General features: G+C 68.9%; 12 protein-coding genes, 1 other RNA gene, 1 pseudogene and 1 riboswitch. Of the genes and pseudogenes, 7 read left to right on the forward strand and 7 right to left on the reverse strand.

From position 1 onward, the window contains the following. The first annotated feature begins 44 nt into the window (after window positions 1–44). Window positions 45–959, forward strand: coding sequence for a LysR substrate-binding domain-containing protein (locus ABY44_RS13925; protein ID WP_060083232.1), 915 nt, complete (start codon window positions 45–47; stop codon window positions 957–959). An 89-nt stretch (window positions 960–1,048) separates the two neighbouring features. Beyond that, window positions 1,049–1,939 carry a prolipoprotein diacylglyceryl transferase gene (gene lgt, locus ABY44_RS13930; protein ID WP_060174840.1) on the forward strand — a complete coding sequence of 297 codons (891 nt, stop codon included), beginning with the start codon at window positions 1,049–1,051 and terminating at the stop codon, window positions 1,937–1,939. Between the two features lie 110 nt (window positions 1,940–2,049). On the opposite strand, the gene ABY44_RS13935 is transcribed toward lgt, so the two are convergent. From ABY44_RS13935 to ABY44_RS13955, 5 genes are all read right to left on the reverse strand, one after another. Beyond that, window positions 2,050–2,790 carry an SIMPL domain-containing protein gene (locus ABY44_RS13935; RefSeq protein WP_048022579.1) on the reverse strand — a complete coding sequence of 247 codons (741 nt, stop codon included), beginning with the start codon at window positions 2,788–2,790 and terminating at the stop codon, window positions 2,050–2,052. A 180-nt stretch (window positions 2,791–2,970) separates the two neighbouring features. Beyond that, window positions 2,971–3,432 carry an EVE domain-containing protein gene (locus tag ABY44_RS13940; RefSeq protein WP_021160795.1) on the reverse strand — a complete coding sequence of 154 codons (462 nt, stop codon included), beginning with the start codon at window positions 3,430–3,432 and terminating at the stop codon, window positions 2,971–2,973. Between the two features lie 71 nt (window positions 3,433–3,503). Then, a non-coding RNA gene (gene ssrS / locus ABY44_RS13945) (6S RNA) lies at window positions 3,504–3,685 on the reverse strand. 81 nt (window positions 3,686–3,766) lie between these two features. Next, window positions 3,767–4,081, reverse strand: coding sequence for a cell division protein ZapA (locus tag ABY44_RS13950; RefSeq protein WP_011352906.1), 315 nt, complete (start codon window positions 4,079–4,081; stop codon window positions 3,767–3,769). After that, on the reverse strand, window positions 4,078–4,428 hold the full coding sequence (locus ABY44_RS13955; RefSeq protein ID WP_021160796.1) for a hypothetical protein: 351 nt from the start codon (window positions 4,426–4,428) through the stop codon (window positions 4,078–4,080). Before ABY44_RS13955 ends, ABY44_RS13950 begins: the two co-directional genes overlap by 4 nt. 154 nt (window positions 4,429–4,582) lie before the next feature. Further along, window positions 4,583–4,836: riboswitch (cobalamin riboswitch) on the forward strand. Between the two features lie 283 nt (window positions 4,837–5,119). Between ABY44_RS13955 and ABY44_RS13960 the strand changes: the two genes are divergently transcribed. Genes ABY44_RS13960 through cobC form a run of 5 tightly spaced genes read left to right on the forward strand, consistent with a single transcriptional unit; the run spans window position 5,120 to window position 9,373 of the window. Next, window positions 5,120–6,118, forward strand: coding sequence for a FecCD family ABC transporter permease (locus tag ABY44_RS13960; protein WP_060174839.1), 999 nt, complete (start codon window positions 5,120–5,122; stop codon window positions 6,116–6,118). After that, entirely contained in the window at window positions 6,115–6,930 is an 816-nt protein-coding gene (locus tag ABY44_RS13965) for an ABC transporter ATP-binding protein (RefSeq protein ID WP_060174838.1), read from the forward strand. The genes ABY44_RS13960 and ABY44_RS13965 overlap by 4 nt, the downstream gene beginning before the upstream one ends. A 52-nt stretch (window positions 6,931–6,982) precedes the next feature. Beyond that, the gene (cobT, locus tag ABY44_RS13970; RefSeq protein WP_124534876.1) at window positions 6,983–8,038 is read left to right on the forward strand and encodes a nicotinate-nucleotide--dimethylbenzimidazole phosphoribosyltransferase; all 1,056 of its coding nucleotides are present in this window, start codon (window positions 6,983–6,985) and stop codon (window positions 8,036–8,038) included. Then, window positions 8,028–8,804, forward strand: a complete 777-nt coding sequence (locus tag ABY44_RS13975) for an adenosylcobinamide-GDP ribazoletransferase (protein WP_042975792.1) — start codon at window positions 8,028–8,030, stop codon at window positions 8,802–8,804. Before cobT ends, ABY44_RS13975 begins: the two co-directional genes overlap by 11 nt. Continuing rightward, entirely contained in the window at window positions 8,789–9,373 is a 585-nt protein-coding gene (cobC, locus tag ABY44_RS13980; protein WP_060174836.1) for an alpha-ribazole phosphatase, read from the forward strand. The genes ABY44_RS13975 and cobC overlap by 16 nt, the downstream gene beginning before the upstream one ends. 103 nt (window positions 9,374–9,476) lie before the next feature. Here cobC and ABY44_RS13985 read toward each other — a convergent pair whose 3' ends face one another. Beyond that, complete coding sequence (locus ABY44_RS13985) at window positions 9,477–10,394, reverse strand: cobalamin-binding protein (RefSeq protein WP_060174835.1); 918 nt, start codon at window positions 10,392–10,394, stop codon at window positions 9,477–9,479. Beyond that, window positions 10,391–10,553 (reverse strand): annotated as a pseudogene (locus ABY44_RS13990) (threonine-phosphate decarboxylase); the annotation flags it as partial. The gene ABY44_RS13985 and the pseudogene ABY44_RS13990, both read right to left, overlap by 4 nt.

A 10,553-nucleotide genomic window follows, 5' to 3' on the forward strand; every position in this document is an offset into this window, starting at 1 on the left:
ATATTATTTGTCGCCTATTAAGTCGTTTCCTGAATGAAAGACGCATGGCTGATCCGACTCCCGACCTGCGCCAGTGGCGCTATTTCGCGACCGTTGCGGACGAGCGCCATTTCGGCCGCGCGGCCGAACGCCTGTCGATGACGCAGCCGCCGCTGTCGCAGGCGATCCGCGCACTCGAGGACACGCTCGGCGTCGCGCTGTTCGTGCGCAGCAAGCGTTCGGTCGCACTGACGGCGGTCGGGGCCGCGCTGTTGCCCGATGTGCGCCGGCTGCTTGCGTCGGCCGATGCGTTGCCGCCGCTGGCGCGACGGCTCGCGCGCGGCGAGGCCGGCTCGTTGTCGCTCGCGTTCGTGTCGACCGCCGATTACGGGCTGCTGCCTTCGCTGCTGCGTGCGTTCGGCGCGCGTTATCCGCAGGTGCGCCTGCAACTCGCGGAGGCGACGAGCGACGTGCAGATCGACGAACTCGTCGCCGGCCGCATCGACGCGGGGCTCGTCATTCCGCCCGTGCCGCCGCGCCACGCGGCCGGGCTGTCGTACCTGCCCGTCCTGCGCGAGCCGCTGGTGATCGCGATGCCGGCGGCCGCGAGCGACGCGCCCGAGGACGAGCCCGTCCATCTCGCGGAAGTCGCCGCGTTGCCGCTCGTGATCTTTCCGCGTCGTTTGGCGCCCGGCTTTTATGACATCATTACGGGCTGCTACGGCGCGGCGGGGGAAACCCCGTGCATCGGCCAGGAGGCGATCCAGATGCAGACGATCGTCAGCCTCGTGTCGGCCGGCATGGGCGTCGCACTGGTGCCGCAATCGCTGCGTAACCTGCGGCGCACCGGCGTGGTCTACCGGCCGCTCGCCGGTCACGCGCCGGTCGTCGAGACGGGCCTCGTGTGGCGTACCGGCGACGTGAGCCCCGTGCTGGCCGGCTTCCTCGACGTCGTGCGCGCGCAGGGGCTCGCCCCATGACGTGAACGATGGCGCGCCGGTGCCGTCCAACGCGCGGTACTGCGCGTGTGCGACGGCCGTACCGCATTCGAAAACTTCTTCGCTAACCCATGATCATTCACCCGAATTTCGACCCCGTTGCGATCCATCTCGGGCCGCTGGCCGTGCGCTGGTACGGGCTCATGTATCTCGTCGGCTTCATCGCGGCGATCGTCGTCGGCCGGATCCGCCTGAAGCTGCCGCATGTCGCGGCGCAGGGCTGGACCGCGAAGGACATCGACGACATGATGTTCTACGGCGTGCTCGGCACCGTGCTCGGCGGCCGCCTCGGCTACGTGCTGTTCTACAAGGCCGATTTCTATTTCTCGCATCCGCTCGACGTGTTCAAGGTGTGGGAGGGCGGCATGTCGTTTCACGGCGGCTTCCTCGGCGTGACGCTCGCGATGGCGCTGTTCGCGTGGCAGCGCAAGCGCCATTGGCTGCAGGTCACCGATTTCGTCGCGCCGATGGTGCCGACGGGGCTCGCGGCCGGGCGGCTCGGCAACTTCATCAACGGTGAACTGTGGGGCCGCGTGACCGATCCGTCCGCACCGTGGGCGATGCTGTTCCCGGGCGCGATGCGCGACGATGCGGCATGGTTGCCGAAGCATCCGGAACTCGTCGAGAAGTGGCATCTCGCCGACGTGTTCATGCAATACCAGATGCTGCCGCGTCATCCTTCGCAGCTCTACGAAATTGCGCTCGAAGGCATCGTGCTGTTCTTCGCGCTGTTCTTCTTTGCGCGCAAGTCGCGGCCGATGGGCGCCGTGTCCGCGTTGTTCCTGATCGGCTACGGGCTCGCGCGCTTCACGGTGGAGTTCGCGCGCGAACCCGACGACTTCCTCGGCCTGCTTGCGCTCGGCCTGTCGATGGGGCAGTGGCTGTCGCTGCCGATGATCATCGCGGGCATCGCGTTGATGGTCTGGGCGTATCGCCGCCGCGCGGCGAATGTCGTTGCGTGATGTGATGACGATGCACGCGCGATCGACGCGTGCATCGGCCCACGCATTGAAATGAAAAACGCCGGCCTTCGGGCCGGCGTTTTTCATTTCGGACTGCCGCGCGCTGCGTGTTACTTCATCTGCACGGAACCGTTGACGGTGACCGACACGGTGGCCTTGCCGCCTTCGACCGCGATCGGTGCGCTCATTTTTGCGCTGTCCATCGGTGCCGCGGCCATCGCCATCATGCGCGGATACGGCTGCACGTTGCGGCCGCCGCCGACGTTCACGTCGCGGATCGTGTAGCTGCTGTAGCCGAATGCCTTCGCGGCTTCGTCCGCGCGGGCGCGGAACGACTTGATCGCCTCGGTCGTCAGCTTCTGCTCGGCTGCGCGCTGCGCTTCGGGCGACAGCGAGAACTCGACGTTCGCGACCTGCATCAGGTTCGACAACTGGCCTGCCAGCTTCGACGCCGCGGCGAAATCGCGCGATTCGAGCGCGACTTCGGTACGGCCGCGCCATGCGGAAATCTTGCCGTCGCGATCGGTGCTCGGATAGACGGAGAATGCGCCCGTGTGTGCCGTGACGCCCGATACGCTTTTCGCTTGCGACAGGGCGGCGTCGGCGCGCTGGTTCAACTGCGCGGTGAGGCTGCCCGGATCCTTGGCCTGCTGTTCGTAGAACAGCGTGATGTGGATGATGTCCTGCGGCACGTCGGCGCTGGCTTGCGACGACAGCGACAGCACGCCTGCCGGCTCCGGAAAGTGCGGGTTCGCGGCCTGCGCGTGCGCGGCGGGTGACGCGAGCGTCAGCGCGACGGGAACGGCGGCGGCAAGGGCGAGCGACAGCGCGAGTGCGGATTTCTTGGTCATTGTTGGACTCCTTGTGCGAGGGCGCGCACGCGGATCACGCGTGCGCGACGCGGGCGTACCGCGCGACGAAAAAACGACGGCCGGCTTGATCGGCCGGCAGCGGTTGCTTAGGCCGCGCGAAAGTGTCGCGAGTTCCGTGGCGGCGGCGCGTACTGACCAGATTTGACGTTTGGCGTGCGCCTACTTCATCAGCTTTTCGGTGATGAACCGCCATTCGGCGCGCGTGACGGGCGTGATCGACAGCCGGTTGCCGCGTGCGAGCACGCGCATGTCGGCGAGTTCGTCGTGTTCGCGCAGCGCGGCGAGCGGCACGAGCGGCGATTTTTTCACGTAGCGCACGTCGACGAGCAGCCAGCGCGGCGCTTCCCGGGTCGACTTCGGATCGTAATAGGGGCTTTTCGGATCGAACTGCGTGGGGTCGGGGTAGGGCGTCGACGACACTTCGGCGAGGCCCGCGATGCCCGGCTCGGGGCAGCTCGAGTGATAGAACAGCACGCCGTCGCCGATCTTCATCGTGTCGCGCATGAAATTGCGCGCCTGATAATTGCGCACGCCGGTCCACGGCAGCGAGCGCTGCGGTGCGTTGGCGAGATCGTCGATGCTTGCTTCGTCCGGTTCGGACTTCATCAGCCAGTATTGCATGGATCGTGATCGACGCAGAAAGAGGCTGCTACAAAAGAAAACGGCACCGGGCTTCGCCCGATGCCGTTGGATAGGCCCCCGCCTTGGCCGCTAGGCCGGCATCCTGAACCTGAGGTTCAGAATTGGTCGCAGTTAGCAGCACTTCGGGTACATCAGACAGAGTGACGCGCGCGCCCGTGCTACAAATTTCCGCAACCGTGCACATGGCATTGGTTCAAGGAATATATGACCTTGGCGAACCAGGCAGGGAAGCTGACTGAACTGTGATTCGATGCGCCAATTTGACCACCGTTGATCGCCGAGATCAAGGGGAATCGACGCATCGATTAAAACGTTACTGCGTCTCGTGCTGTGCGAGCACCGCGCCGAGCTGTTCGTTCATCTGGTGCATTGTACGACGGATTTCCTCCGCCGGAAATGCTTCACCGTGCCGCACGCTCGTTTGCAGCCGCAGCAATTCGGAAGCGAGCGACAGCGCCGCCATCACGGCGATGCGATCGGTGCCGCGTACCGAGCTGTTCGAGCGGATTTTCGACATTTCGGCGTCGACGCGCGCGACCGCTTCGAGCAGTGCCGCTTCGGTCTCGGCCGAGCAGGCGAGCCGATAGGCCTGACCGAGAATCGAGACTTCGATCTGCTTGGTGCTCATGCATGTTCTCCGTGGCTGGCCGCGTCATCGCCATCCGTACGCGCCTGCGCATCCAGCAGGTCGAGCTGGTTGTCGGCTTGCTCCGCACTTTTCGAGCGCGGGAGCTTTTCGAGAATCGCGTTCAGTTTCACCTGGGCGTCGTCGATCTTTGCCGACAGCGTGTCGCGCTCGGCCGCGAGCGCATTGCGTTCGTCGCGCAGTTGCGCGAGTTCCGCGCGGACCGTGTCCGCGTCCGCGCGCAATTGCGCGACCTGCTCCTCGAGCGCGAGCCGTTCCGAGTGATAGCGCTTGTTCAGCGAAATCAGACGGCCAATATTTTGAGATAGGGTTTCGAGTTCGTTGAGCATTTGCTGCGTCCTCTAAAGACCCAGCATTTTAGCGCGGAATAACGCGCAAACCGACATCTGTAACGTTTCCAGTCGTAACACCCCTGCTTCTTGCCGCGAATCAGCGCGTCACGTGCGTGTCCGGATGCTTCCTTGACGCTCGTGCGACCCGCTCCTAAACTGGCGCCGCCTCGGTGCTCGCGCGTGCAACGCGCGGTTAAACGGGAAGCAGGGCGCGGGCTCCGCCAGGACGCCGCCAACCTGCGCTGCCCCCGCAACGGTAAGCGGCCGCGTTGCATGACGCAGGCCGGCTCGGGCGCGTTCCGCATGCACGTTTCGCATGCGGACGCGGGCCACTGCGCGTCTTCGCGCGGGAAGGCGAGCCGGACCGCCGCCAGCCCGGATACCGGCCGAGGCGGGGAGCCCGCACGGGCTTCGTGACGCGCGGCCTGCGGGGAAGCGGGGCGCGCAGTGCTTCACGGGATTGATCTTCGATGCTGACCCCAATCGTCGGCGGCGCCGATTTCTGCCATCTTGATGACGTTCTCGAACCGGGCGACCACCGGAAGGTCGCCGCGCGCGTCGACCACCTGACCGCAAGGACCACGAGCTTGGGTATGCCTGCAACACGCTGCACTGCGCCGATGTCGCGCCCGGCCCGCAGCGGTAGCGCACCGATGCGCGCAGCATCGGCCGTCGCGCGGAGGGCCGCATGAGCGCCGCGCGCGCTACCGCGATCTGGGCCGCATTGGCCGCGGCGGTCGCGTTGCTGTTCGTCGCGTCGCTGTCGATCGGCAGCGTGCCGATGTCGCCGTGGCAGGCGCTCGCGTCGCTCGTGCCGCATGGCGGCGACGCGCTGTTCGCCGACATCGTCCGCACGCTGCGCCTGCCGCGCGCGCTCGCGGGCTTCGCGTGCGGTGCGCTGCTCGCGCTGGCCGGCTCGTTGTTGCAGGTGCTGCTGCGCAACCCGCTCGCCGATCCGTACGTGCTCGGCGTGTCCGGCGGCGCGGCCGGCTTCGCGCTCGTCGCGATGATCGCGGGCGGCGCATGGTGGCTCGTCGATGTGTCGGCGTTCGCCGGCTCGCTCGTGTCGGTCGCGCTCGTGCTCGGACTCGCGCGCCGCGAGCTGGGGCGTGGCGAGTCGCGCGATGCGTCGCCGCGGCTGCTGCTCACGGGCGTCGTGATCGCGGCGGGGTGGGGCGCGCTCGTCACGCTGCTGCTGTCGCTCGCGCCCGATGCGCGGCTGCGCGGCATCATCTTCTGGCTGACGGGCGACCTGAACGGCGTGAGCACACCGTGGTTCGCGTGGGGCGCGCTGCTGCTGGCCGCGTGCATCGCACTGCCGGCCGCGCCGCAACTGAACGTGCTGCTGCGCGGCGATGCGACGGCGTTCGCGCTCGGCGTGCCCGTCGCGCGCCTGCGTGTGCGGATCTATCTCGTCGCGTCGCTGGCCGCCGCGGCCGCAGTGACGACCGCCGGCACGATCGGCTTCGTCGGCCTCGTCGTGCCGCACGCGCTGCGGCTCGCATTCGGCAACGACCAGCGGATGTTGCTGCCGGCCGCGATGCTCGCGGGCGGAGGTGGCGTGATGGCCGCCGACCTGCTCGCACGCACCGCGATCGCGCCCGCGCAACTGCCGGTCGGCGTGATGACCGCGTTGATTGGCGTGCCGGTGTTCCTGTGGATGTTGCTCAGGAGGCCGATGCGATGACCCGTGCCGCATTGCGCGCCACCGGCGACGAGATGAGCTGCGCGGCCGTCGGCCTGACGCTGAAGGCTGGCGCGCGCACGCTGCTCGACGGCTTCACGCAGGCGTTCCGTCCGGGCGAGATCTGGTGCGTCGCGGGGCCGAACGGCGCAGGCAAGACGACGCTGCTGGCGACCCTCGCGGGGCTGCAGCCGCCGGCCGGCGGACACGTCGAGATCGACGGCCGGCCGCTTTCCGCATGGCCGCCCGCGCAGCTCGCGCAGCGCCGCGCGCTGATGCCGCAGCAACTGCACGACGCATTCAGCGCGACCGTGTTCGATACGGTCTTGCTCAACCGCTTTCCGTATCTCTGCGGCTGGGGCTGGGAGCGTGACGGCGACCGCGCGGCCGCGCGCGACGCGCTGGCGACCTTCGACCTGACCGCGCTTGCGTCGCGCGACGTGCTGTCGCTGTCGGGCGGCGAGCGGCAGCGCGTCGCGCTGGCCGCGACGCTGTGCCAGGACGCGCCGTTGATGCTGCTCGACGAACCGCTCGCGCATCTCGACCTCCATCACCAGATCGATTGCCTGACTGCGCTGGCCGCCTGGCTCGACGCGGGCCCGCGCGCGGTGCTGTTCTCGTGCCATGATCTGAATCTCGCGCGGCGTTTCGCGACGCATGCGCTGTTGCTCGACGGCCGTGGCCACGCGTGGGCCGGCCCCGTGCACGACGTGCTGACGCCCGAGCGCGCGAGCGACGCGTTCGGTTATCCGCTCGTGCTGATCCGCGAGAACGGCCGCGATGCGCTGCTGCCGGCGTGGCCCGAGCGACAATGACGTTTCCTTTTCCGATGCGCGGTGCACGCCGCGCCCACGACACGGCTTCCCGATGACGACCCCGACCCACTTCCCGCCCGCGATCGCACCGCTCGACGATGCGCTGCGCAAGCGCCTGCAGCATGTGATCGACCACAAGACCAAGCCGCCCGGCAGCCTCGGCCAGCTCGAGGCGGTCGCGCTGCAGGTCGGCCTGATCCAGCACACCGAGCGGCCGGTCGTGCAGCGTCCCGTGATGATCGTGTTCGCCGGCGACCACGGGATTGCCGCCGAAGGCGTGAGCCCCTATCCGCAAGCGGTGACCGCGCAGATGGTCGCGAACTTCCTCGCCGGCGGCGCGGCAATCAACGCGTTCTCGGGCGTCGCGCAGAGCACGCTCGAGATCGTCGATGCGGGCGTCGCGTCGCCGCTGCCGCTGTCCGATCGCCTGGTGTCGCTGCCGGTCGCGCGCGGCACGCGCAACTTCGCGACGGAACCTGCGATGACGCGCGACGAGGCGATGACGGCGCTCGCGGCCGGCGCGGCGCGCGTGCGCCTGCACGCGTCGCTCGGCACGAACGTGATCGGCTTCGGCGAGATGGGGATCGCGAACACGTCGTCGGCCGCGTGCCTGATGAGCCGCCTGCTCGGCGTGCCGATCGATGCGTGTGTCGGGCGCGGCACGGGCCTCGACGACCAGGGCCTCGCGCACAAGCGCGCGGTGCTCGGCCGTGCGCTCGTCAAGCACTCGCACGCGATCGCGCCGCTCGACGTGCTCGCGACGTTCGGCGGCTTCGAGATCGCGATGATGACGGGCGCGTATCTCGCGGCCGCGAGCGAACGGATGACGATCCTCGTCGACGGCTTCATCGCGACGGCCGCATTGCTCGTCGCCGAGCGCATCGCGCCCGGCGTGCGCGACTACTGCGTGTTCTCGCATACGTCGCACGAGGCCGGGCACCGGCGCATGCTCGAGCATTTCGGCGCGAAACCGCTGCTCGCGCTCGACCTGCGGCTCGGCGAAGGCACGGGCGCGGCGCTCGCGCTGCCGCTCGTGCGTGCGGCTGCTGCGTTCCTCACGGAAATGGCGAGCTTCGAATCTGCCGGTGTCGACGATCGTGACGCCTGATCGCGCGCGCGGCGTGCGGGCCGAACTGCGCTACTTCTTCGTCGCGCTCGGCTACTTCACGCGCGTGCCCGTGCCGCGCGCGATCGGCTACGCGGCCGGCGATCTCGACCAGGCCGCGCGATATTTCCCGCTCGTCGGCGCATGCGTCGGCGCGTGGGGCGCGCTCGTGTATCTGGTCGCGCTGCGCGCGCTGCCCGTGTCGATTGCGGTCGGGCTGTCGATGGCCGCGACGCTGCTCGCAACGGGGGCCTTCCACGAGGACGGCCTCGCCGACAGCTGCGATGCGTTCGGCGGCGGCTATACGCGCGACGACGTGCTGCGCATCATGCACGACTCGCGGATCGGCACGTTCGGTGCGGTCGCGCTCGTGATCGCGCTCGGCGTGAAATGGCAGGCGCTTGCGTCGATGCTGCCGTTGCGTGCCGCATGGACGATGATCGCCGCGCACGCGGCGAGCCGCGCGGCGGCCGTGAGCCTGCTGATGACGCTCGACTACGTGCGGCCCGAAGGCAAGGCGAAACCGGTCGCGCAACGGATGGGGGCGCGCGCGGCGTGTGTCGCCGCGCTGTTCGGATTGCCGTGGCTGTTCTGGCCCGACTGGCGCATGGGCGTCGCCGCCTGCGTGGCGCTCGTGCTCGTGCGCGCGTGGGCAGCCCGCTATTTCGTGAAGCGGATCGGCGGTTATACCGGCGACTGTCTCGGCTTCACGCAACAACTGTGCGAACTGGCGATCTATCTCGTGGTGCTCGGATGGACGTCGTCCTGATCCGTCATCCGGCCGTCGGTGTCGAGCCGGGCATCTGCTACGGACGCAGCGACGTGCCGCTCGCCGCGCCGGCCGACGCCGGCGCCCAGGCCGTGCGCGCGCATCTGTCGGTACTCGGCGCGCCGCTTCCCGAACAGGTCTGGACGAGCCCGCTGACGCGCTGCGCGTCCGTTGCCGAGCGGCTCGCGCAGGCATGCGGCGTGCCGCTGCAACGCGAGGCGGACTGGCAGGAAATGGATTTCGGCGCGTGGGAAATGCGGCGCTGGGACGATATCGATCGCGCGGCACTCGATGCGTGGGCGGCCGACCTGATGCATGCGTGCGCGCATGGCGGCGAAAGCGTCGCGCGGTTCGCTGCCCGGGTCGCCCGGCAGGCCGATGCCGTCGCGCAGTTCGACCGGCCGCAATGGGCGGTCACGCATGCGGGCGTGATCCGCGTGTTCGCGGCGCATGTACTGTGCGTGCCGCTCGATACGCTGTTGTCGCGGCCGGTGCCGACCGGTGGTGTCGTCTGGCTGCGCGCGGATGCCGCCACGGGAACGTGGGAAGTGGTGCACTGGGACGAATAGGCGCACCGGCGTCCGCATCTGAACGACGCGGCGCGCGGTCGATCTGTCTCAAACACCGATGCATCGGGTTCTGATGCGCGACGAGCGCTCAAGCCGCCGGAACTCAGCGCGCCGGCCGCCGCCCACGGGCGGCTTCGAGATCCTCGCACAGCGCGGCCGCGCCCTGCGCGATCCGCGGCGACGGCCGCGTCAGCAGATCGCCGTCGATCGCGAACAGGTTGTTGCGCGCCACCGCCGTCAGCGCGGGCCACGTGCGCCAGCGCGCGAGGCTCGGCAAAGGTTCGTCCGTACGCGACGCACCCGCGCTCGTCGTGACGATCGCTTCCGGATTGGCCGCGAGCACGGCCTCGTCGGTGACGGTCGGCACGAGCGGCCTGAGCGAGGCGAACACGTTGCGGCCGCCGCACAGCTCGATCACGTCGTTGATCAGGTGCGCGCCATTGAGCGTCATCAGCGGCCGGTCCCAGACCTGGAAGAACATCGTGACGGGCGCCCGCGCCGCATAACGTGCGCGCAGCGCCGCGATGTCGCGCGTATAGGTGGCCGCGGCCGTATCGGCGGCCGGTTGCGTGCCGAGCAGCGTGCCGAGCCGGCGCAGCGACGACGATACGTCGTCGAGGTGCTTCGGTTCGCTGAAGAACAGCGGGATATGCAATGCGCGCAGCGCGTCGGTCTGCCGCTCGGCGTTGCCGTGCCGCCAGACGACGATCAGGTCGGGCTTCAGCGCGGCGATCCGCTCGAGATCGAGCGCCTTGTTGTCGCCGACGCGCGGTATCGCCCGCGCGGCGGGCGGATAGTCGCTGTACGTGACCGTGCCGACGAGCTTCGCGCCGCCGCCGGCCGCGTAGACGAGCTCGGTCGCGTGCGGCGCGAGGCTGATCACGCGCTGCGCGGGTGCGGGCAGCGTGACGGTATTGCCGGCGTCGTCGCGCGTCGTGACGTCGGCGTGGACGAGCGGTGCGTGAGCAAGTGCGGTCAGCATCGCGACCGGTGTCAGCCGGCGCAACAGGCGCGCAATCATGCGGATTCCCGTTGCAGCAGCGGCACGCAGTGCGCGAGTGCGTCGCCGAGGCGCTGCCATTCGGCTTCGCTGCCCGGCAGGCCGACGCGTACGCTCGACGGTGTCGGGAAGTACCGCGTCCAGATTCCGCGTGCCGCGAGTGCCGCATGCAGTGCCGCT

It is taken from the genome of Burkholderia sp. ZZQ-2 (genome assembly GCF_050768715.1).
GTDB classification, from domain to species: domain Bacteria; phylum Pseudomonadota; class Gammaproteobacteria; order Burkholderiales; family Burkholderiaceae; genus Burkholderia; species Burkholderia cepacia.

Bases quoted from the DNA above. Each gene is read 5' to 3' on its own strand.
- ABY44_RS13950 (WP_011352906.1), bottom strand. From the start codon at position 4,081: ATGAGCACCAAGCAGATCGAAGTCTCGATTCTCGGTCAGGCCTATCGG.
- cobC (WP_060174836.1), top strand. From the start codon at position 8,789: ATGGACGTCGTCCTGATCCGTCATCCGGCCGTCGGTGTCGAGCCGGGC.
- ABY44_RS13960 (WP_060174839.1), top strand. From the start codon at position 5,120: ATGAGCGCCGCGCGCGCTACCGCGATCTGGGCCGCATTGGCCGCGGCG.
- ABY44_RS13965 (WP_060174838.1), top strand. From the start codon at position 6,115: ATGACCCGTGCCGCATTGCGCGCCACCGGCGACGAGATGAGCTGCGCG.
- ABY44_RS13935 (WP_048022579.1), bottom strand. From the start codon at position 2,790: ATGACCAAGAAATCCGCACTCGCGCTGTCGCTCGCCCTTGCCGCCGCC.
- cobT (WP_124534876.1), top strand. From the start codon at position 6,983: ATGACGACCCCGACCCACTTCCCGCCCGCGATCGCACCGCTCGACGAT.
- ABY44_RS13925 (WP_060083232.1), top strand. From the start codon at position 45: ATGGCTGATCCGACTCCCGACCTGCGCCAGTGGCGCTATTTCGCGACC.
- ABY44_RS13940 (WP_021160795.1), bottom strand. From the start codon at position 3,432: ATGCAATACTGGCTGATGAAGTCCGAACCGGACGAAGCAAGCATCGAC.
- ABY44_RS13985 (WP_060174835.1), bottom strand. From the start codon at position 10,394: ATGATTGCGCGCCTGTTGCGCCGGCTGACACCGGTCGCGATGCTGACC.
- lgt (WP_060174840.1), top strand. From the start codon at position 1,049: ATGATCATTCACCCGAATTTCGACCCCGTTGCGATCCATCTCGGGCCG.
- ABY44_RS13955 (WP_021160796.1), bottom strand. From the start codon at position 4,428: ATGCTCAACGAACTCGAAACCCTATCTCAAAATATTGGCCGTCTGATT.